Genomic DNA, 20,713 nt, shown 5'->3' with positions numbered 1-20,713 from the left:
ACATGCTTGCCAAGTCAGACGAGCAAGGCATAGGGGCCACACCCGTATAAATTCTTCAGCATTTGTAGACTGCTTATAAATCAGAAGGTTCACAGGATCCAGAGAAGATCCCGAAGATCGGCAATGTTCAGATTACTCCCAGAACGGCGGCCGTGCCAGAAACGGCCACTCTTTTACTTGATCCAGGTCGCAAAATCCAGCGCTTTAAAACGCTGATAAATTAATCAGGACGGTTCGATGTCGCGAATGTGACGATGGACCGAAAACCAGGAGGCAATCAGCCCCAGCAAGGCGCCCAGCAGGATCAGGTTGATCCCGTCCACCGCCCCCATCCCCACCAGCCGGAAGTTGCTGTTGTAGAGACCGGCCAGCTCCTTCACCACCCCTTCGCTCCAGATCACCATCACCTCGGTCAACCACCAGGCCAGCATGCCGCCGATGACCCCGAACCAGATGCCGGTATAAAGGAAGGGACGATGGATGAAGGCATCGGTCGCCCCCACCAGCTTGAGCACTTCGATCTCGGAGCGCTGGTTGAGAATATTCAGCCTGAGCGTGTTGCCGACGATCAGCAGCACGGCGGAGAGCAGCAGCACCGCGATGCCGGTGATGGTGTGCCGCAGCAGGTTCATGATCCCCTGCAGTCGGGTCAGCCACTGCAGATCCAGCTTGCCCTGTTCCACCCCGTCTTCGTTGTTGAGCTTGTTGAGCAGCTCGGCCGCCCCTTCCGGATTCTGCCAGCGCGGATCCGGGATCACGCTCAGCACCGGCGGCAGCGGGTTGCTGTCGAGGTAGTCGAGCGCATCGCCAAACCCGGAGATCTCGCGAAACTCCTTGAGCGCCTCATCCCGGCTCATGTAGGTGACCGACTCCACCTCCGGGTAGAGCAGGATCCGCTGCTTCATGTCGAGGATGTTCTGCTCGGGTAGATCCTTGCGCAGATAGAGGGAGATCTGGGAGCTGGTCTGCCAACTGCCCTCTACCACCTCGGCGTTTTTCAGCAGCACGTGGAAACAGGAGGGCAGCGCCAGGCTGACCCCCAGCACCGCCAGCGTCATCAGCGAGGCGAGCGGGTTGCGCCACAGCTCCCCCAGGCTGGAAAAAGCCTGCCGGGCGTGGTCGACCCAGTACATCATGAAGCGCCGTAGCGGTGGCTGTTTATGACGAACGATAGCCATCAGAGCTCCTCCCCTGCCGAATACATGCGACCCGCCTTGAGGGTCAGGGTGCGATAGCGCATGCGGGCAATCAGCCCCAGATCGTGGGTGGCAATCAGCACGGAGACGCCGAAGCGGTTGAACTCCTCGAACAGTCGCATGATGTCCATGGAGAGCTGGGGATCCAGGTTGCCGGTCGGCTCATCCGCCAGCAGCAGCGGCGGCTTGTTGACGATGGCGCGGGCGATGCCGACCCGCTGCTGTTCCCCGCCGGAGAGCATGCGCGGCTGGTAGCGTTCCTTGCCGAGCAGCCCCACCTTGTCGAGCGCCGCCGCCACCCGTTTGTTGATGTCCGCATGGCTGTAGCCGTCGATCACCAGCGGCAGCGCCACGTTGTCGAACACGGTGCGGTCCATCAGCAGCCGGTGATCCTGGAAGATCATGCCGATCTGGCGGCGCACGTAGGGGATCTCCCCCCGCTTGATATGGCTGACGTCGTCGCCATGAAAGAAAACACGGCCGTCGGTCGGCCGTTCCATCACGCTGATGAGCTTGAGGAGGGTACTCTTGCCTGCACCCGAGTGCCCGGTCAGGAAGGCCATCTCCCCCTTGCGCAGGTGAAAACTGACCTTCTGCAGCGCCTGATGGCCGCCGCTGTAGACCTTGCTGACCTTGTCAAAACGGATCATAACGGTTCCCTGACAGTGACCAACCCCGACCAGGGTCGGGGTTGGGGGCGCACGACTCGCGGCGCCCGAGCTTGCTCATCGCGAAGGAGATCACTCCTCGCGACTGAAAAGCGCCTCGATGAAGTCGTTGGCGACGAACGGACGCAGATCGTCGATCCCCTCGCCCACCCCGATGTAGCGGATCGGGATCTGGAACTTGTCGGCCACCGCGAAGATGACGCCGCCCTTGGCGGTGCCGTCCAGCTTGGTGAGGGTGATGCCGGTCAGGCCCACCGCCTCGCTGAACAGCTTGGCCTGACTCAGGGCGTTCTGGCCGGTGCCTGCATCCAGAGTCAGCATGATCTCGTGGGGCGCCGCATCGTCCAGCTTCTTCATCACCCGCACCACCTTCTTGAGCTCTTCCATCAGGTTGCTCTTGTTCTGCAGGCGGCCGGCGGTGTCGGCGATCAATACGTCGGCGCCGCGGGAGCGGGCAGCCTCGATGGCGTCATAGATGACGGAGGCGGAGTCAGCGCCGGTGTGCTGGGCAATCACCGGAATGTTGTTGCGCTGACCCCACACCTGCAGCTGCTCGACGGCGGCGGCACGGAAGGTATCGCCAGCGGCCAGCATCACGCTCTTGCCCTCGGCCTGGAACTGCTTGGCCAGCTTGCCGATGGTGGTGGTCTTGCCGACACCGTTCACGCCCACCATCAGGATCACGTAAGGCTTCTTGCTGGTGTCGATCACCAGCGGCTGCTCGACCTTGGCCAGCATCTCGCCCATGTCCTGCTTGAGCAGGCCGTAGAGCGCCTCGGCATCCTTGAGCTGCTTGCGATCCGCATGCTGCACCAGCCCCTCGATGATGCGGCTGGTGGTATCGACACCGAGATCGGCGGTCAGCAGCTGGGTCTCCAGCTCTTCAAACAGCTCGTCGTCGATCTTCTTGCCACGGAACAGGCCGAAGAAACCGGAGCCGATATTCTCTCTGGTGCGCACCAGACTGCGCTTGAGGCGGGCGAAGAAACCCTCCCGCTGCGGCTTCTCCTGGGTGTCGTCGTCCACCTTGGCGGCCAGCGGCAGAGCGGCCAGGGCAGCGGCCTCAGCCTCCATCTCGGCGACCAGGCGCAGATCTTCCGCTCGCTGGGCCTCTTTGGCGAGACGGGCTTCCTCGGCAGCCTGCGCTTCGGCGGCAATACGCGCCTCTTCCGCGGTGCGGGCTTCAGCAGCAATACGGGCTTCTTCTGCGGCGCGGACTTCGGCAGCAAGACGAGCTTCTTCTGCGGCACGGGCCTCGGCAGCAATACGAGCCTCTTCTGCAGCGCGGGCTTCGGCAGCAACACGAGCCTCTTCTGCGGCACGGGCTTCGGCAGCAACACGAGCTTCTTCTGCGGCGCGGGCCTCGGCAGCAATACGAGCCTCTTGCGCAGCCTGAGCTTCAGCAGCAATGCGAGCCTCTTCTGCAGCCTGAGCTTCGGCAGCAATGCGAGCCTCTTCTGCAGCACGGGCTTCGGCAGCAACACGAGCCTCTTCTGCGGCGCGGGCTTCGGCAGTAATACGGGCCTCTTCTGCGGCACGGGCTTCGGCAGCAATGCGAGCCTCTTCTGCAGCGCGGGCTTCGGCGGCAATACGCGCTTCTTCTGCGGCGCGGGCCTCGGCAGCAAGACGAGCCTCTTCCGCGGCCCGGGCTTCGGCAACAATACGAACTTCTTGCGCAGCCTTGAGCTCGGCAGCAACACGGGCAGCCTCTTGCGCCTGCGCTTTCGCAGCGGCACGCTCCTCTTCGGCCAGCAGGGCTTCATTGACGATCACCGGCTCCAGATCGGAGGCACACTCCTCCACCACCAGCGGACCATGGTCGTCCAGCTCGGCAGGCGGGCAGCAATCGTCGTGCAAAACGGAATTCTGTGCGCTGGCGGGCACTTCAGCCGCCACGGCTGGCGTAGGATCGGAAACGGGAGCAGGGGCAGCAGCGACCTCGGGCTCAGCGGTAATCGGGGTGGCTTGCGGTGTCTGTGGTTGGACAGCCTCAGCCTCTTCTTTCTTGCGGCCGAAACCCAGCCAGGAAAACAAACCTTTTGCCATCTAAAAATACTCACATCAAAGGCTGACTGCTAAGATAGCCGTCCCTCGGCGGGTCGGCATAAAAATGAACCGCCTTATACTACCACTTTATTTTCTGACGACGAAACGCGATGCCCAGAGTGAAATCCAGCCGTAACGGCCCGAGCAAGAGCCCAGCCCAGCAGGGGAAATCGGGCTTTGTAAGAATCATCAGCGGTCAGTGGCGAGGCCGTAAACTGCCGGTCAGGGATGTGGAAGGACTCAGGCCCACCACGGATCGCGTCAAGGAGACCATCTTCAACTGGCTGGCTCCGCATGTTCGTGGCACCCGCTGTCTGGACCTGTTCGCCGGCAGCGGCGGCCTGGGGCTGGAGGCGCTGTCGCGCTATGCCGAGCAGGTCACCCTGATCGAGATGGACAAGGGCGCCGCCGACCAGATCAAGAAGAACCTGACCACCCTCGGCAGCAGCCAGGGTCAGGTGATCCAGTCCGATGCCGTCAGCTGGCTGCAGGGGCCGGCCACGCCGTTCGATCTGGTGTTTCTCGATCCCCCCTTTCGCCGCGAACTGCTGCCTCAGGTGTGCGAGCTGCTGGAGCAACGCGGCTGGCTGGCACCGGATGCTCTCATCTATCTGGAGCGGGAGAAGGAGATGGCCGATCTGCCGCTGCCGGCCAGCTGGCAACTACTCAAGGACAAACAGGCAGGCCAGGTCTGCTATCAACTCTATCTGCGAGACACCAAGTATGACGCTGCAGTTTAAAGGGAGGAGATGGGCGCGGTGCCCCTCCCCGTCAATTTGGACAACGGCTCAAGGACAAGCAGGTCGATCAAATCAGGTCTGCTATCAGCTCTATCTGCGAGACACCAAGCATGACGCTGCAGTTTAAAAGAGGGAGATGGGCGCGGTGCCCCTCCCCATCAATTTGGACAACGGCTCAAGGACAAGCAGGCCGATCACATCAGGTCTGCTATCAACTCTATCTGCGGGAGGTAAACGATGAAGCGGGTGTTTAATCTGTTGGCGATGGGCCTCATCCTGTTCTTCTGGTTCGGCGTGCTGGTCAGCCTGATCGCCCCGCTGCCGGGCAAGCTCAACGGCTTTCTGCCGGTGTGTGGCGTGATCGTGGCCCTGATGCACTGGGTGCAGGCCAGCATGGTCAAGGCGGCCTGCAAGCCCTACTTCGCGGTGAGCCGGCTCGAGTTCACCCAGGTGCTGGTGTTCGGGGTGTTCGGCATGGTGGAGATCCGCGCCAGGCTGCAGGCCATCGTCGATGCCAAACAGCGCGGCACAGACAACAAAGCCGGGTAATCCCGGCTCTGTCATGGTGGTTCTGGAAGGAGTGCTGGTCACTCCTTCTCTTTTTTCCCCACGCTGATGCCGAGCTTGATGGAGAGCACGGCCAGCAGCAGCAACATCATGATCAGCGAGAAGAAGTTGCTGCCAAGCTCGGGGTACTGCACCTTGACCAGCGCCGAGTGGCCGAACACGCCGATGAAGAAGCAGAGCAGCATGCAAACGGGTGTGTTGCCCTCCAGCGAGACATGACGATAGTGCTGGTAGAGCTGATAGGCAGCCAGCACCAGGGCGATCATCGGGAAGAAGGAGAAGGGCACCACCGACTCCGACAAGACCGTCAGGGAGGCATCACCACAGATGCCGATGAGCAGGGCCAGCAGCAGGGGTTTCTTCGGGATCGGGTTCTGATCATGCATGGAGCTGTCCATCCTTTGACTTAAGAGAGAGGTTCACGGCGCTTCTGGTTCTGGACCTCGGCACCCATGGCGATCATGCGCAGCTGACGGATGGTGCGATCGGACAGGGCCCGGCACTCCTCGCTGGTCATGTCGAGGGCATCGGCACCGGCGCTGAAGACGATGGTCACCATGGCTTCGGCCTGGATGTAGGCCTCTTCCCGCGGCGCCCCCGTGGTGGCCTCGAGGTAATCGGTCAGCTCGGCGATGAAGTGCTGGATCTCCCGCGCCACCGCCTGCCGGAATGCCGCCGAGGTGCCGGAGCGCTCGCGCAGCAGCAGCCGGAAGATGTTCGGATTGTTCTCGACGAATTCCATGAAAGTCTGCACCGAAGTGCTGATGACGCTGCCGCCCCCGGCGATGCGCTGGCGCGCCTGGCGCATCAGCTGGCGCAGGGTCAGGCCGCCTTCATCCACCAGGGTCAGGCCCAGCTCCTCCATGTCGCGAAAGTGACGATAGAAGGAGGTGGGCGCGATGCCGGCCTCCCGCGCCACTTCCCGCAGGCTGAGGTTGGAAAAACTGCGGTTGGCGCACAGTTGGCTGAACGCCGCCTCGATCAGAGTACGCCGGGTTTTTTCTTTTTGTTGCGCGCGAATACCCACGAAAACAGTCACCTTCAGGTTATCGAGGCCAAATGATAACCCGAAGGGTGCGCCAGGATCAGGTTTGTCTCCTACTTTTTTACCATTGACCCGAATTCTGGCTGCATGGAGAATGGCGCACAGCTGTTCGCTGAAAGGAACCGAGTGAGATGGAACGCCCCCCGATCATCATGACCAACACCCTGCTGTTTGCCCTCTCCGGGCTGACCGCACTGATCGCCGTGCCCTGGTACGGCATGACCCATGGCTATGACCTCTGGCAGTGGGGCAGCTTCCTGCTGCTGTTCTGCTATTGCGGCATCTCCATTACCGCCGGCTACCACCGGCTCTGGTCCCACAAGGCCTACAAGGCACACCCGATCCTGCAGTGGGTCTTCGCCATCGGCGGCGCTCTCGCCCTGCAAAACTCGGCCCTGCACTGGTCTTCCGATCATCGCCGCCACCATCGCCACGTGGATGACAACCAGCAGGATCCCTACAGTGCGGGACGCGGTTTCTGGTACTCCCACATCGGCTGGATGCTGCGCGAATACCAGGGCGACACCTATCACGACTACAGCAATGTGCGGGATCTGCAGAACAATCCCATCGTCGTTTTCCAGCACAAGCACTATCTGGCGCTGACCCTGGTCACCAACATCGGCATCCCGCTGCTGCTGGGGCTCGTCCACGGCGATCTGCTCGGTATGTTGCTGCTGGCCGGGGTGCTGCGCATGGTGATGACTCATCACACCACCTTCTTCATCAACTCGCTGGCCCACATCTGGGGCAGCCAACCCTTCACCGACCGCAACAGCGCACGGGACAACGGCATCCTGGCCTTCTTCACCTTCGGCGAGGGTTACCACAACTTTCATCACCTGTTCGAGAACGACTATCGCAACGGCATCCACTGGTGGCAGTTCGATCCCACCAAATGGCTGATCCGCAGTGCCTCCTGGTGCGGGCTGACCCGGGATCTGCGCGCCTGTCCGGAAGAGCGGATCGAACAGGCCAGGCTGGAGATGCAGCTGAAACGGGCCCAGGCCAAGCTGCGCAAACAGGATGACAGGGAGCTATGGCAGGCCCTGCTGCAGGAGGAGTACGACAAGCTGAACCAGCAGTTGCAACACTACTACGCCAGCCGCAAACGCCTGCTGGAGCAGCGCAAGCGCAAGGCGCTGGCCCGCTACGACCAACTGAAGCTGCAGCTGGAGTATCGCAACCTGCACGATGCCTTCATCGCCGCCAAACGCAACTGGAGCCGACTGCTGGCCGGCATCGCCTGACCCTGGATCGCCGGGCTGAACAAAGAAAAAGACCGCCAATCGGCGGTCTTTTTCTGGGCGCGTCTCAGCCAGCGAGCCATAAAAAATGGTTCTTCGCGCAAGCGTGGGGAAAGGTAAGTTGACAGACAGGGATCGGGTAAACTGGTAGTCGCCAAACAAACCGGTTCCTTCACCCTGCTGTCACTATGCATGATATTAATTTTGCCTCGTTCTGGCCAGGCTACGACGTTTCTGTCCATAGCCGCTGTGCCACACAAATTACTTTCGCTCTTGAACCTCGTTCTAACCACCTGCCTCTTTGTGGCAAGTGTCATCAGCCCTGCCCATTGGTCCACGATCGTCGCACCCGCCTAGTCCGTGACCGCGATCTGTTTGAACTGCGGGTTCGCCTGCAAGTCCCCATCCGTCGCGTTGACTGCCTGCACTGCGGCCGGGTGTCTGAACATATCGCGTGGTTGCCTCCCAGTTCACGCATCACACAACGATTGCAGAGCTGGGTTGAGGCCTTGCTTGAGTTGATGCCCATCAGTCATGTCAACCTGCTCACCGGACTGCATTGGCATACCATCAAGACCATCGACATACGCCGACTCCAAGCCAGTGTTGGCACCTTTGAACCTGGCGCTGTGCGACGGCTGGTGATGGACGAGTTCGCCCTGCATAAAGGCCATCGTTATGCCACTGTGATCATGGATGCTGAACGGACTCGTGTGTTGTGGGTGGGCCACGGTAATAGCCGGGAGGCCATTCGCCCCTTTTTCAAGCTGTTGGGCGAACAATGCCAACAGATTGAAGCCGTTGCCATGGACATGAACTCCGCCTTCGATCTGGAGGTGAAAGAGCACTGTCCGCAAGCCGAGGTGGTTTATGACTTGTTCCATGTCGTGGCGGGCTACGGTCGGAAGGTGATAGACCGTATCCGGGTGGATCAGGCCAACGCATTGCAGCATGACAAGCCAGCTCGCAAGGTGGTCAAGCAAGCGCGTTGGCTGCTGCTGCGCAATCGGGAGAACCTCAAGGAAGGGCAAGAGGTGCAATTGCAGGAACTACTGGCCGCCAATCAGCCCTTGGCCACAGCCTATGTACTCAAGGATGCCTTGAAGGAAATTTGGTACGCCCCCGACATCCGGGAAGGCTGGCGACGGTGGAGGGGCTGGACGCGGCACGCCAGGGAAAGTGGTCTGGCACCCTTGAAGGATTTTGCCAGAAACCTCCGGCGTTACATCCGAGGCATCTTAGCGAGCGCCCTCTTTCCAATGCACACCAGCCAGTTGGAGGGGGTGAATAATCGAATCAAGGTGATAAAACGCATGGCCTATGGGTTTCGGGACTCAGAATACTTTTTCCTGAAAATCAAGGCCGCCTTCCCCGGAAAGACGCGATGAACCTAAAAAATGGGGTGACACTCGCATGTCACCCCCTCGCAAATAGCATGTTCCATATTGGAATCCGGTCCTGCCGGGCTCTGCTCCTGTTTCCTGAGTTTCCGCTACCCATCTGAAGCAGGTGCCTGCTGGAGCAATCCAGTCGGCCAGTTCCCTTCACGACCCTCTTCCGCACGGCGGCAAGCCACCGTGTTGTCCTTGCAGTTGAAATATTACGCAGATAAATAAAATAAAAAACCGTTTTATACGCTCATGTATGCAAGCTGCAGCCGTTCATGGAACTTCAGTTAGAAAACAATCCGATTAAAAACAATACGATAAACCAGTTCATCGCCATAGGATGGCAAACGTTATCCTCGAAGGCGCACAAGGCTTTGCGAGATCTCGCACACGCTCGGCCCGCTCACAGCCAGCGCTGCAGCGGTAGCCAGTCACTGATCCTGGCCAGCAGGCGGCGCAGGGTGGAGGGCGGGGCCGCCACCGAGTGGGAAGAGCGTTGCTGCCAGGTCGCCAGCCACTGCTGCAACTCGGCGCACAACCCGGGACAAGCCAGATGCAGCACCAGCTCGGTGTTGAGCAGCAGAGAGCGCGGATCCAGATTGAAGCTGCCGAGCAGCGCCTCCTCCTCCCCCACCAGGATCAGCTTGGCATGCAGACTGAGCGACTCCCCCTCCAGCTCCGACAGCGCGATACCCTGCCGTATCAGCCAGGGACGGTGACGGCGATAGGCGCCGTACACCAGCGGCACATCCGTACTGGCCAGGGAGTTGGTCAGAATGTCAATGTTCACCCCCGCCTGCCGCTGCTGCCTGAGCCGGCGGCGCAACCCCCTGGTCAGGATGAGATAAGGGGTGACCAGACTCAGCGTGCCTTGGTTATCGGCCAGCTTGCGCCAGAGCAGGCGTGCAGTGGTGGGTCGAGACACCAGCCCCTTGCCGGGTCGATCAAACCACACTTCTGCCTCTCCGGCATGCCAGCGCAGAGGGACGGGGTCGGGATCAAACAGGCTGGCGGGCAGGTCGTAGACGGCCGCCACCTGTGGCTCGTTCATCGTCAGCAAGAAGTCGTTCACCACCTGCACCTCGGCCCGTTGCAGCGGGCGCCGCAACAGACGGCGGATCGGGTGGCTCCAGCGGCTGCGCCAGAATTGATCGAAACCCTGCTCGGCCTGCTGGCAGAGCGAGCCCCGGCAGGCGAGATCCAGATCGACGAACTGGGGCGCCCCACCGAGCCCGAAGTAACGGTCCCCGATGTTGCGACCGCCGATCACCGCCTGACTGCCGTCCACCAGCAGTAGCTTGTTGTGCATGCGGTGATTGATGCGGCGAAAGCTGAGCAGCCCTTCCAGCAGCAGGGTCAGTGGCCGCCAGCCGCGCAACCAGAAGGGATTGAACAGGCGCACCTCGATACCCGGCTGATGGGCCACCATCTCCAGGAAACGGTTGTCGCCGGCATAGAGGTCATCGATGAGCAGCTGCACCCGTACTCCCCGCCGGGCGGCATGCAGCAGCTCCGCCAGCAACAACTTGCCGCTGCTGTCCTCCTCCCAGCTGTAGTACTGGGCCTGGATCCGGCTTCTGGCACCGCGGATCAGCTGACAGCGCAGCTTGAGTGCCAGCTCGGGCTGGTCTATCAGGGCGAATTCAGCGGGGATCATAGCGTCATCCGCCTGTCATGAGGAAATGGCATAACGCTGGCTAAGGGCCTCGTAGCAACAGGATGAAGGAATTTACCATGGAACTCACGGATCGCCCCGCCATCAGTCACAGACCGCAGGCCAGTGAGCCGGATCCCTCGCCAAGCGGCCAGCTGGCCCCCTGGTATCTGCAGCATAAGGATCAGGCCTGGCAGCCCTTCGCCCCGCCCGCCCAACCCCACTAGCAGGACGTCAGGGCTGGGCCACCGCCTCGATGGCGGCCGCCTTGCCCTCCAGCTGGGGCAGGCTGAAGCGGTAAGCCACATAGTACTTGTAGATGGTGCTGACATAGTTGATGGGCCCCTGGCCCACCTCATTGGCCACCAGCTGCTCCACGTTGCCGAACCAGACATTGGGATCCAGCCCGGCGGCCTCGGCCTTGGCCCTGAGCGCCTGCACCCGGTTCGGGCCGGCATTGTAGGCCGCCAGCGCAAACAGGTGGCGGTTGAGCACATCCAGCTTGGGATCATTGAAATAGGTGTCGAGGATCAGCCGCATATAGCGGCAAGCCGCCTCCACATTGCCCTCCAGACTGGCAAGCCGGGCACCGCGAATGCCCACCTCGCCGCCGGTGCTCGGCAACAGCTGCATGATCCCCACCGCCCCCCGTTCGGAACGGATGTTGGCATTGAGCCCCGACTCCTTGTAAGCCAGCGCCGCCAGCATCAGCCAGTCCAGCCGGTACTTGTCGGCCTGCTGCTCCAGCACCTTGCGGATGGTCGACAGCCTGCCCAGCGGATCCGGCGCCAGTATGTTGCTCATCTGGTCGTTGCGCGCCAGCAGACGGCGCAAAGCCATGTCGCTGTAAAGGGTGCGCTTGCCGGCATCGGCCAGATAGTCATTGACCGCCTTGAGCAGTTCCGGACTGTTGTTGCGCAGGGCCCAGGCGCTGCGGCCGTTGTCTCGCAGCGGGATCAACTTGTGGGCCCGCAGCCCGCTGATCATGCCGAGCCAGATCCGCCCCTTGAAGCTGTCGGTCACGGTGAGCGGTATGATGCCGGCCGCCACCATCTCCAGCAGATCCCCATCCTGCAGATATTCAGGCACCGTCTCGATATAGATGGGCGGCAGCCCCAGCTCGCGAAACAACCAGTTGAGCTGGCGCAGGCTCTCGTAATAGCTGGAACTGGCCCGCACCCAGACCCGCCGACCGGAGAGCTGGGTGATGCGGTTGAAGGTCGGCAGGCTGTGCTGGCTCACCACCCACTCTTCGATGGGGGCGATCACCGGGTTGGAGAAGGTCACCTGTTCGCGCCGGGTCGGCGTCACCGTCATGTTGGCGGCCACCAGATCCCCCCGCCCCTCGGTGAGGTAGTCCAGCAGCTTGTCCTGGCGCACCGGGATATAGATGATCTTGAGTTTGATCTTCTCTTTGGCGAGATAAGTCTGATTCAGCCAGCGCTCGAACCCCTGCAGCTGGTTGACCAGGATGCCGTGCTGGGCCCCCTTGTCGAAGAAGAAGAAACCCCGCTCATAGACCACCAGGGCCCTGAGCTCTTTTTTTTGCAATATGCTGGCGAGATCCCCGGGCTGGGGCAGCCGTTGCGGCTTGAGATCCGCCGCCAGCAGCGGCAGTGCACACAGAGCGAGCAGGCCCCAAAGCCAGCGCCGTCTCATGATGAGAGCGCCTGCGGTTGCTTCGCAGCGAGCGGGATCCCGTCAAACGGGTGGCGAACAAAGGTGGGGAAAATGGCGAAGAGCCAGCGCTGAACCATGATGAGATCGCCTTCTGTTGGCCGACTCGCGTCGGGCAAAACCGTCTGTGGGATAACTAACTATAGAACGCGGACCCACAGCAGAAGGGTCAACACGGCAGGCAAGCCTGCCGTGTCATCAGCAGGCTCAGATAGAGCGGGCACGCATCTCGAAAATGAGCTTTTCGGCGGTGCAGGTGAATTGCAGGCGGGCTTTCAGGATCACGCCGTTGGCGCCCTGACTGAGTTCGCTGCTGCTTGTGGCTTCGGCAGTGACCTGCTTGGCCAGCGCCTCGTAGGCGGCCAGCTTGGCGCGAGCGTCTGCTTCTGCAGCGGCCTCGATCACCAGCTCCATCACATCGTCACCCTCGCCGATGATGGTACCAATTTCGGCGAAGCAGCCGCAGCTGTCACAGGTCTCGTTCAATTCCACTTTCTCTTCTACGGACATCATTCAACTCCCACTTATTTCGGCTGTGATTCATCGTCACGCAAGGCTTTGCGAAAATCCTTGATGGCGGTGCCCAGATCCTCTCCGGCACTCGCCAGGCGTTTGCTGCCAAACACCACGACGACCACCACTAGCAGGATCAACAAATGCCAGATATGAATTCCACCGAGTCCCATAGGGATACTCCTGACTGATAGATACCGATTGTTTGTATCAAAAGAAGGCGCAAAGATTGTTGGGCAAAATCAAGACAGGTGCAAGTTTGCAAATAAATCACTCAAAAAAATACGGCGACCCAGGGTCGCCGTATGGCTTGATGCTACTTGTCCCCTCAACCACTACATCCTGTACCAGCCGCCATCGAAGGCGAGAGACGTTTCGAGCATAAATTCGCCTAGATATGAAAACAAATGGTATAAATTCATCTAAGAATTGAAGAGGATTCATATCATGTTGCTGGAACAGTTGGGGCGCATCGACCTCAATCTATTGATTATCCTGCAAGTATTGCTGGAAGAGCGGAACGGCAGCCGAGCGGCCCGTCGGCTGCACCTGAGCCAGTCTGCCGTCAGCAAGGCGCTCGGCCGACTGCGGGAAACCTTCGACGACCCCCTGTTCGTGCGCTCGGCCTACGGGCTGGAACCCACCGCCCGCGCCCTCAGCCTGCAGCAGCAACTGCAGCCCATCCTGCTGTCGCTCGACAACCTGATCCAGCCGCCGGATTTTGACCCGACCACCACCGAGCGGGAGTTCGTCATCGCCAGCATGGACAGCGCCTTTACTCTGTTCGCCCCGCTCTACCTGAGCGAGCTGAAACGACAGGCCCCCGGCATCCGGCTGCGCTACGAGGAGTGGACCGAGAACAGCCTGACCGAGATGAGTCAGGGCCAGGTGGACATCGCCTTCACGGTGCGGGAGAACTGCATCAACTCGGACTTTCGGCTCGACACCCTGCCCAACGCCATCTGCCAGCGGCTGCTCGCCATCGACGATCTGACCTGCCTGGTGCAGCACGACCACCCCGCCCTGCACGAACCGGAGTGGGATCTCACCCGCTACCTGGCCTATCCCCACGTGCAGACCTATTGCGAGGGGCGCGACCGCTGGATGCTGGATCACAAGCTGGCGGAGCAGGATCTCTATCGCCGCATCGAGGCGACCGTGCCCTCCTTCGAAGCGGCGCTGCGGATGGGCATGCACTCGGACATGATAGTGACCCTCTCCCGGCTCTACGCCCGCCACGCCACCCAGGTCTATCCGCTGGTGCCGCTGCCGCTGCCCATCGCCCTCGACAGCATCTCCCACCTGCTGATCTGGCATCAGCGCCACGAGGAGGATCCGGGCCACCGCTGGCTGCGGGAAACCCTGCTGACCCTCATCATGGGCAAGCTGGAGCCCACTGCTGCCGAACCGGCCTGATTATCGGCACAGGGCCGCAAGACCCTGACGGTCACCACACCGGATCACAGGCAAAAAAACGGGGCTCGTCGAGCCCCATGTCTTTTCTGTTGGCCTGCCGGCCGGTCAGTTCTGACCGGTCACCGCCAGGTAGTGATGCACCCCGTCGAGCAGCATCTGCACCGAGATCATCACCAGCAGCATGCCCATCAGCCGCTCCACCGCGGTGAGTCCTCGCTCACCCAGCAGCTTGTTGAATACCTCGTAGAACATCAGGATCACCGCGCTGGCGCCCCAGGCCATCAACAGCGCCAGCGACCAGTCCGCCATCCGGGTCGGCTCCTGGTTGGCCAGCAGCAGCAAGGACGCCAGGATCGAGGGACCGGCAATCATGGGGATGGCCATGGGCACCAGGAAGGGCTCTTCACCCGCGGCCAGCCCGGTTACTCCGCCTTCACTCGGGAAGATCATCTTGATGGCGATGAGGAACAGGATGATGCCGCCGGCGATGCTGACCGCCTCCTGCCGCAGGTTGAGGAAATTGAGGATCTGCTGGCCGACGAACAGGAAGGCCATCATGATCACCAGTGAAAACAGCAGCTCCCGCATCATCACCTTGCGGCGCCGCTTGGGATCGATATGACGCAGGATCGACAGGAAGACCGGCAGGTTGCCCAGCGGATCCATGATCAGAAACAACATGACGGCAGCGGAGAAAGTATCCATACAACGCTCAGGCTAAGCCTTCAACAAAAGGAGGGGGAAAGAGGGCGAAATATAACAAAGGCGGCGGGATTCGGCGAGCGCGGCGGGCGCTCGCCGGCGGGGATCATCCGTGGTTGCAGATCTTGTCGGCGTGAGTCTGGAAACCCTGCTCCGATTCGATGAACTTGCCGCGCTTGGCCAGGAAGTCGATCAGCGCCTCGGCACCCATCTCGCTGGCGCTGCAGGTGTGGAAACGGGCCTCGGCACCGAAGCGCTCGTCAATGGCCTGCTTGAGGCTGGCCCGGGTAAACTGGCCGCCTTGCGCCAGCATCATCTCCATCACTTCGTGACCGTGTACCGATTGAGTCATTGCAAACCTCTTTAATAGACATATTTGATGCCTATTAAATCCTGCCCCACTGCCGACGACCTTGATATAGGCCAACAAATTGCCGATTTCCCTGCGTCCGTACTGGTGATGGCCACGGCTTTGTCGATAATGTGGCAACCTGAGCAGGGGATGGCTACACTAACGCCCCTTTTTGCCACCGCAGACCGAATATAAGGACATTGGCGTCATGCTGTTCCATGGACTGGCTTTCAAGCCCTGGCGGATCTGGACCCGCCGCCCGCTCTGGTTGAAGACCCTGCTCGGCATGCTGACGGGGATCGGGCTCGGCGCCGGTTTCAGCGAGCAGGCATTGCTGCTCAAGCCCATCGGCGTGCTGTTCGTCAACACCATCCAGATGCTGATGGTGCCCCTCATCTTCTGTTCGGTCATCGCCGGCCTCACCTCGCTGCTCAAGGGCAAGACCCTCGATCGGATCGCCGGCAAGGCCATCGGCCTCTACCTCTGCTCCACCGCGGTCGCCATCTGCATCGGCCTGATGATGGGCTGGCTGCTGGAGCCCGGCATGGGCGCCAACATGGGCCCCTATGAGCGGATCGGCATGGCGGAATCCCCCACCCTGGCCAGCGTGCTGAGCCACCTGGTCCCGCGCAACCCGGTGCAGGCCATGGTGGACGGCAAGATCCTGCAGGTGATCGTGTTCGCGGTGGCCCTCACCCTCGCCCTCAATGCCACCGGTCGACGCGGCCGCCCCGCCATCCTGTTCTTCACCTCGCTGGCGGAGGGAATGTTCAAGCTGACCCAGATGGTGATGGCGCTGGCCCCTCACGGCGTCTGCGCCCTGATGGCCTGGATGACCGGCAAGTACGGCATGAGCCTGCTGCTGCCGCTGCTCAAGGTGATCGGCGCCGTCTACCTCGGCTGTCTGCTGCACGTGCTCGGCGTCTACAGCAGCCTGCTGATCCTGCTGGCCCGCCTCAATCCGCTGCACTACTTCAAGAGCATCGTCGATGCCCAGGCGGTGGCCTTCACCAGCAGCTCCAGCAACAGTACCCTGCCCATCAGCCTGGCCTGCGCCGAGCGCCGGCTCGGGGTCTCTCCCGCCATCACCGCCAAGGTGCTGCCCATCGGCGCCACCATCAACATGGACGGCACCGCGCTCTATCAGGGGGTCACGGCCCTGTTCGTGGCCCAGGCCTTCGGGGTGGATCTGCACATGGTGGATTACCTGACCATCATCAGCATCGCCACCCTGGCCAGCATCGGCACGGCAGGCACGCCGGGTACCGGCCTGATGCTGCTGACGCTGACGCTGACTGCGGTGGGACTGCCGCTGGAAGGGGTGGCGCTGATCGCCGGGATCGACCGGATCCTCGACATGGCGCGCACCACGGTCAACGTCTCCGGCGATATTCTGGTATCCGTGTTGATTGCCCGCAGCGAGCGGGAGCTGGATCTGGCGACCTATCACGACGCCAGCGCGGGCGAGGACATCGACTTCACCCTGCGCTGAGGCAGGGCGAGCGATTAATTTTCGTGGGGATCGTGGTGACAGCGCCAGCAGACATCGAAGTTGGCGCCGTTCTCCTCCCCGCATTGGCCACACAGCCAGCCGTTACCCTGGCGCTGCTGATAGCGCTCGATGACCCGCCCTGCCTTGCTGCGATCCTGTTCGCGCACCATCAGGGTCACCTGCAGCAGGTCCACCGGCAGTTCGCCCAGGGCGCCCGACAGCGCCTCGCCATTGAGCCGCACCGGCACCCCCTCCACTTCCAGCGCCCCTTTCAGGGCATGGGCCTCCAGCGAATGGGAAGCCCGATACAGATTGATCCAGTGATCCATGTCTTCCCCCTCAGATCCACTCACGATGCCGTGACCACGGCACCGCCTCTGACCGGCTACAGCAGGGTATCGATACCGTAGTCGGCCCCCTTGGCCACGATGAAGTCGATGAACACCCGCAATTTTCGCGGCATCAGCCGCCGCTCCGGAAACAGCAGGTAAATCGGCACCCTGGGCTGCTGCCACTCGGGCAGCACGGACACCAGGCTCCCACTCGCCAGCTCCTCGTGGCAGAGCATGGCGGGCAGGGAGGCGAGCCCCAGCCCGGCCTTCGCCGCCTCTCTGGCACAGGTTATATTATTAACCCGAAAGCGGGAGGGAGGGTCAACCAGCACCTCTCTGTCATCCCGCTCGAAGCACCAGTGCGACGCCAGAAAGCCGCTGGTGACCGCCACCCGCTCATGATGCACTAGATCCTCGGGATGGGTGATGGCGGGGCTGCGCGCCAGGTACGCCGGGCTGGCACAGATCAGGCGGGCGTTGCTCCACAGCCGCCGCGCCGCCAGGTTCGAATCGCTCATGTCACCGATCCGCACGATCGCATCCAGCCCCTCGTTGATGGGATCCACGATGCGATTGGTCAGCTCCAGCTCCACCTGCAGGCCGGGATAGGCCTGCAAAAACTCCGCCACCAGCCTGCCCACCACCAGCTGCCCCGCTTCGATGGGCACCGCCAGCTTGAGGGTGCCGGTCACCTCCTGCTGGCTGGCACTCACCATCAGCTCGGCCTGGGTCAGCTCGTCCACCGCCTTGCTGCAGCGCAGATAGTACTGCTCGCCGGCCTCGGTCAGGGTGAGCTGGCGGGTCGAACGGTAGAGCAGCCGCACGCCGAGGCGCTGCTCCAGCTCGGCGATGCGCCGGCTCACCGTCGCCTTGGTCATGCCCAGCTCCTGAGCGGCCGCCGTGAAGGACCCCTTGTCGACGATCCGCACTAGAATCAATGCAGCGTTCAGATCCATTGTTGCACCAGTGAAACTGTATATCTCATAAATGGATACTAATCGAAACAGTCGGCCAGTGTTAGCCTGCCTCTCTTAAGTTCAGGAATCCCCCACATGAGTCAACACAAGAAGATCCCCCTGCTGGCAGCCATGATCCTGGCCCTGCTCGGCCTGCTGTTTGCCGGTTACTGGTATCTGCACGGCCGCTATTTCGAGAGCACCGACAACGCCTACCTGCAGAGCGAGGTCACCGGCATCGGTTCCAAGCTGTCCGGCTACATCAGCGAAGTGCTGGTGACCGACAACCAGCCGGTGAAGGCCGGCCAGCTCATCGCCCGCCTCGACGCCCGGGAGTACAAGACCAAGGTGGCCGAGGCCGAAGCCGATCTGCGCCTCAATCAGGCGACGGCGGAAAATCTCGCTGCCACCCGCACCCAGCAGCTGAGCCTCATTCGCCAGGCCGAAGCCAAGGTCAGCTCGGCCAATGCCGAACAGGTGCGGGCCCAGCAACAGGTACGCCGCGTCAGTCAGCTCAACCAGCGCCACTACAGCTCCCAGGACAGCCTGGACGAGGTGCGGGCCGGTCTGCAGGTCAACCAGGCCCAGGAGCAGGAGGCCAAAGCGGCTCTGCAGGCCGCCCGCGAGCGGCTGCTGGTGCTGGATGCCGAGGCCAAGCAGAACCAGGCCAAGCTGGCATTGAGTGCCGCCCAGCTGGAGCAGGCCAAGCTGGAGCTGGCCTATACCGAGCTGCGGGCACCGGCCGATGGCATCATCGGCAAGCGCAGTCTGCGGGCGGGGCTCTACGTCCAGTCCGGCATGCAGGTGGCCAGCCTGGTGCCGCTGCAGCAGGTGTGGGTCGAGGCCAACTTCAAGGAGACCCAGCTGCTCCACATGCAGCCCGGCCAGAAGGTGGAGGTGATCCTGGATGCCTATCCGGATCAGCCGGTCGAGGGGATCATCGACAGCCTGGCCCCCGCCACCGGCGCCAAGTTCGCCCTACTGCCGCCGGAGAACGCCACCGGCAACTTCACCAAGATCGTGCAACGGGTGCCGGTCAAGATCCGCATTCCGGAGCCGGGGCCGCTGGCGGGCAAGCTGTTGCCGGGCCTCTCCACTGAGGTGATCGTCGACACCCGCAGCCCTGATCCCGTGGTCGCGGCCAACTGATGGAACCCATCCCGCGTCGCAACTGGATCGCGGTCATGGGGGGCCTCATCGGCGCCTTCATGGCCATCCTCGACATCCAGATCACCAACGCCTCCCTGAAGGACATTCAGGGGGCCCTGTCGGCCACCTTGAGCGAAAGCTCCTGGATCTCCACCTCCTATCTGGTGGCGGAGATGATCGCTATCCCGCTGAGCGGCTGGCTGAGCCGGGGGCTGAGCGTGCGGCGCTACCTGCTGTGGACCACCGGCGCCTTCATCGTCGCCTCGGTGCTCTGCTCATTCAGCTGGAACCTCACCAGCATGATCGTCTTTCGGGCGCTGCAGGGCTTCACCGGCGGGGCGCTGATCCCGATGGCCTTCTCCCTCATCGTCAGCCTGCTGCCGCTGCACAAGCGGGCCACCGGCATGGCGCTGTTCGGCCTGTGCGCCACCTTCGCCCCCGCCATCGGGCCGACCCTGGGCGGCTGGCTGACCGAGCAGATGTCCTGGCACTACATCTTCTACATGAACGTGCCGCCAGGACTGCTGGTGATGGCCATGCTGGCCCACGGGCTCGACAAGAAGCCGGTGGACTGGGAGGTGATCAAGCGGGTGGATCTCATCGGCATCGTCACCATGGCGGTGGGACTGGGCCTGTTGGAAGTGGTGCTGGAAGAGGGCAACCGGGAGGACTGGTTCGGTTCCAGCTTCATCGTGCGGCTCACCGTCATCTCGGTGGTGGCGCTGGTGTTTTTCGTCATCAGCCAACTGCTGCGGCGCCACCCACTGGTCAACCTGCGGCTGCTGCACAACCCGCGCTTCGCGCTGGCCTGCTTCGCCTATCTGGTGCTCGGCATGGCGCTGATGGGTTCCATCTATGTGCTGCCGCTCTACATGACCCAGATCCACAACTACAACGCGCTGGAAATCGGTGAGGTGCTGATGTGGATGGGGCTGCCGCAGTTGCTGGTACTGCCGCTAGTACCCAGACTGACCCACAAGATAGATCCGCGCTATCTGGTGAGCTTCGGCTTTCTGGTGTTCGCCGTCAGCTGCTTCATGAACATGAACATGAGCGCGGACTACGCCGGCCCCCAGTTGATCCAGTCGCTCATCGTGCGGGCGCTGGGCCAGCCTTTCATCATGGTACCGCTCTCCCTGGTGGCGACTGCCAGCCTGACCCACGACGAGATCCCCTCCTCCTCGACCCTGCTCAACGTGCTGCGCAACCTGGGCGGCGCCTTCGGCATCGCCATCATCGCCACCCTGATCGACAACGACACCCGCATCCATGTCAGCCAGATCAGCAGTACCCTGGCCGCCAGCAGCATAGAGGGACAGAGCTACCTGCTGCAGCTGGCCCAGACCATGATGGCGCAGGGCTCCGGCCCCGAGCTGGCTCGCCAGCAGGCCCAGGCTATGCTGTCGAACACCATCAGCCGGGAGGCGGCCATCATGGCCTACAACCAGGTGTTCTTCGTGATGGGCATCTTCCTGCTGCTCGCCAGCGGCCTGATGCTGCTGCTCAAGCAGCCCGCCCCCAGGGCAGCCGATGCCGAACCGCTCGAGGCGTGAAAAACGATGAAAATGGAATA

At 61.9% G+C, this 20,713-nt stretch carries 22 protein-coding genes; 9 read left to right on the top strand and 13 right to left on the bottom strand.

All coding sequences use genetic code 11. The features are described 5' to 3' along the window. Nucleotides 1-224: 224 nt before the first annotated feature. The 3 genes from ftsX to ftsY all read right to left on the bottom strand — a co-directional run bounded on the left by ftsX (nucleotide 225) and on the right by ftsY (nucleotide 3,910). A complete protein-coding gene (gene ftsX, locus C2U40_RS24485) occupies nucleotides 225-1,178 on the bottom strand; it encodes a permease-like cell division protein FtsX (protein WP_011704350.1) in 954 nt (317 codons plus the stop codon). Then, the gene (gene ftsE, locus C2U40_RS24480; protein ID WP_011704349.1) at nucleotides 1,178-1,846 is read right to left on the bottom strand and encodes a cell division ATP-binding protein FtsE; all 669 of its coding nucleotides are present in this window, start codon (nucleotides 1,844-1,846) and stop codon (nucleotides 1,178-1,180) included. Before ftsE ends, ftsX begins: the two co-directional genes overlap by 1 nt. A 90-nt stretch (nucleotides 1,847-1,936) precedes the next feature. Then, the gene (gene ftsY, locus C2U40_RS24475) at nucleotides 1,937-3,910 is read right to left on the bottom strand and encodes a signal recognition particle-docking protein FtsY (protein ID WP_103828594.1); all 1,974 of its coding nucleotides are present in this window, start codon (nucleotides 3,908-3,910) and stop codon (nucleotides 1,937-1,939) included. Between the two features lie 110 nt (nucleotides 3,911-4,020). Here ftsY and rsmD point away from each other — a divergent pair, with 110 nt between their 5' ends. Continuing rightward, nucleotides 4,021-4,650: a 16S rRNA (guanine(966)-N(2))-methyltransferase RsmD gene (gene rsmD, locus C2U40_RS24470; protein ID WP_103828593.1), complete on the top strand. Its 630-nt coding sequence runs from the start codon at nucleotides 4,021-4,023 to the stop codon at nucleotides 4,648-4,650. 237 nt (nucleotides 4,651-4,887) lie between these two features. Beyond that, nucleotides 4,888-5,199, top strand: coding sequence for a DUF1145 domain-containing protein (locus tag C2U40_RS24465; RefSeq protein ID WP_016349137.1), 312 nt, complete (start codon nucleotides 4,888-4,890; stop codon nucleotides 5,197-5,199). A 38-nt stretch (nucleotides 5,200-5,237) separates the two neighbouring features. On the opposite strand, the gene C2U40_RS24460 is transcribed toward C2U40_RS24465, so the two are convergent. Together C2U40_RS24460 and fabR are read right to left on the bottom strand one after the other, a co-directional pair. Then, nucleotides 5,238-5,603, bottom strand: a complete 366-nt coding sequence (locus tag C2U40_RS24460) for a YijD family membrane protein (RefSeq protein ID WP_113995426.1) — start codon at nucleotides 5,601-5,603, stop codon at nucleotides 5,238-5,240. A gap of 20 nt (nucleotides 5,604-5,623) precedes the next feature. After that, entirely contained in the window at nucleotides 5,624-6,244 is a 621-nt protein-coding gene (fabR, locus tag C2U40_RS24455; protein ID WP_005308043.1) for an HTH-type transcriptional repressor FabR, read from the bottom strand. 149 nt (nucleotides 6,245-6,393) lie between these two features. Between fabR and C2U40_RS24450 the strand changes: the two genes are divergently transcribed. Together C2U40_RS24450 and C2U40_RS24445 are read left to right on the top strand one after the other, a co-directional pair. After that, complete coding sequence (locus C2U40_RS24450) at nucleotides 6,394-7,512, top strand: fatty acid desaturase (protein ID WP_103828592.1); 1,119 nt, start codon at nucleotides 6,394-6,396, stop codon at nucleotides 7,510-7,512. Nucleotides 7,513-7,697: 185 nt separating this feature from the next. Next, complete coding sequence (locus C2U40_RS24445) at nucleotides 7,698-8,897, top strand: ISL3 family transposase (RefSeq protein ID WP_158656423.1); 1,200 nt, start codon at nucleotides 7,698-7,700, stop codon at nucleotides 8,895-8,897. A 403-nt stretch (nucleotides 8,898-9,300) separates the two neighbouring features. Here C2U40_RS24445 and C2U40_RS24440 read toward each other — a convergent pair whose 3' ends face one another. Continuing rightward, on the bottom strand, nucleotides 9,301-10,554 hold the full coding sequence (locus C2U40_RS24440) for a phospholipase D family protein (RefSeq protein WP_103829341.1): 1,254 nt from the start codon (nucleotides 10,552-10,554) through the stop codon (nucleotides 9,301-9,303). Between the two features lie 77 nt (nucleotides 10,555-10,631). Between C2U40_RS24440 and C2U40_RS26620 the strand changes: the two genes are divergently transcribed. Beyond that, the gene (locus C2U40_RS26620) at nucleotides 10,632-10,778 is read left to right on the top strand and encodes a hypothetical protein (protein WP_168755950.1); all 147 of its coding nucleotides are present in this window, start codon (nucleotides 10,632-10,634) and stop codon (nucleotides 10,776-10,778) included. Between the two features lie 7 nt (nucleotides 10,779-10,785). Here the strand turns inward: C2U40_RS26620 and C2U40_RS24435 are convergent, their stop codons facing one another. From C2U40_RS24435 to tatA, 3 genes are all read right to left on the bottom strand, one after another. Further along, the gene (locus C2U40_RS24435; RefSeq protein ID WP_045528755.1) at nucleotides 10,786-12,210 is read right to left on the bottom strand and encodes a lytic transglycosylase F; all 1,425 of its coding nucleotides are present in this window, start codon (nucleotides 12,208-12,210) and stop codon (nucleotides 10,786-10,788) included. Nucleotides 12,211-12,435: 225 nt separating this feature from the next. Further along, entirely contained in the window at nucleotides 12,436-12,738 is a 303-nt protein-coding gene (locus C2U40_RS24430; RefSeq protein WP_011704341.1) for a DUF406 family protein, read from the bottom strand. A 14-nt stretch (nucleotides 12,739-12,752) separates the two neighbouring features. After that, nucleotides 12,753-12,914 carry a twin-arginine translocase TatA/TatE family subunit gene (tatA, locus tag C2U40_RS24425; protein WP_041217014.1) on the bottom strand — a complete coding sequence of 54 codons (162 nt, stop codon included), beginning with the start codon at nucleotides 12,912-12,914 and terminating at the stop codon, nucleotides 12,753-12,755. A 274-nt stretch (nucleotides 12,915-13,188) separates the two neighbouring features. Here tatA and C2U40_RS24420 point away from each other — a divergent pair, with 274 nt between their 5' ends. After that, complete coding sequence (locus C2U40_RS24420) at nucleotides 13,189-14,157, top strand: LysR substrate-binding domain-containing protein (RefSeq protein WP_017408788.1); 969 nt, start codon at nucleotides 13,189-13,191, stop codon at nucleotides 14,155-14,157. 105 nt (nucleotides 14,158-14,262) lie between these two features. Here the strand turns inward: C2U40_RS24420 and C2U40_RS24415 are convergent, their stop codons facing one another. Together C2U40_RS24415 and C2U40_RS26320 are read right to left on the bottom strand one after the other, a co-directional pair. Next, nucleotides 14,263-14,862, bottom strand: coding sequence for a YhgN family NAAT transporter (locus C2U40_RS24415; RefSeq protein WP_010635400.1), 600 nt, complete (start codon nucleotides 14,860-14,862; stop codon nucleotides 14,263-14,265). 103 nt (nucleotides 14,863-14,965) lie between these two features. After that, entirely contained in the window at nucleotides 14,966-15,211 is a 246-nt protein-coding gene (locus C2U40_RS26320) for a YecH family metal-binding protein (protein WP_139389626.1), read from the bottom strand. A gap of 208 nt (nucleotides 15,212-15,419) precedes the next feature. Between C2U40_RS26320 and C2U40_RS24405 the strand changes: the two genes are divergently transcribed. After that, on the top strand, nucleotides 15,420-16,703 hold the full coding sequence (locus tag C2U40_RS24405; RefSeq protein ID WP_181014953.1) for a dicarboxylate/amino acid:cation symporter: 1,284 nt from the start codon (nucleotides 15,420-15,422) through the stop codon (nucleotides 16,701-16,703). A gap of 14 nt (nucleotides 16,704-16,717) precedes the next feature. On the opposite strand, the gene C2U40_RS24400 is transcribed toward C2U40_RS24405, so the two are convergent. Continuing rightward, nucleotides 16,718-17,032: a putative signal transducing protein gene (locus C2U40_RS24400; protein ID WP_011704337.1), complete on the bottom strand. Its 315-nt coding sequence runs from the start codon at nucleotides 17,030-17,032 to the stop codon at nucleotides 16,718-16,720. A 56-nt stretch (nucleotides 17,033-17,088) separates the two neighbouring features. Further along, a complete protein-coding gene (locus tag C2U40_RS24395; RefSeq protein WP_103829088.1) occupies nucleotides 17,089-17,991 on the bottom strand; it encodes a LysR family transcriptional regulator in 903 nt (300 codons plus the stop codon). Between the two features lie 96 nt (nucleotides 17,992-18,087). Between C2U40_RS24395 and C2U40_RS24390 the strand changes: the two genes are divergently transcribed. Beyond that, on the top strand, nucleotides 18,088-19,140 hold the full coding sequence (locus C2U40_RS24390; protein ID WP_103829087.1) for an HlyD family secretion protein: 1,053 nt from the start codon (nucleotides 18,088-18,090) through the stop codon (nucleotides 19,138-19,140). Then, a complete protein-coding gene (locus C2U40_RS24385; RefSeq protein ID WP_011704334.1) occupies nucleotides 19,140-20,693 on the top strand; it encodes a DHA2 family efflux MFS transporter permease subunit in 1,554 nt (517 codons plus the stop codon). The genes C2U40_RS24390 and C2U40_RS24385 overlap by 1 nt, the downstream gene beginning before the upstream one ends. Nucleotides 20,694-20,713 lie beyond the last annotated feature (20 nt).

This window comes from Aeromonas sp. ASNIH4, assembly GCF_002934425.1.
Lineage (GTDB): Bacteria > Pseudomonadota > Gammaproteobacteria > Enterobacterales > Aeromonadaceae > Aeromonas > Aeromonas hydrophila.
The sequence above is the reverse complement of the archived record's forward strand: the minus strand, read 5'-3'. Positions and strand labels throughout refer to the sequence as shown.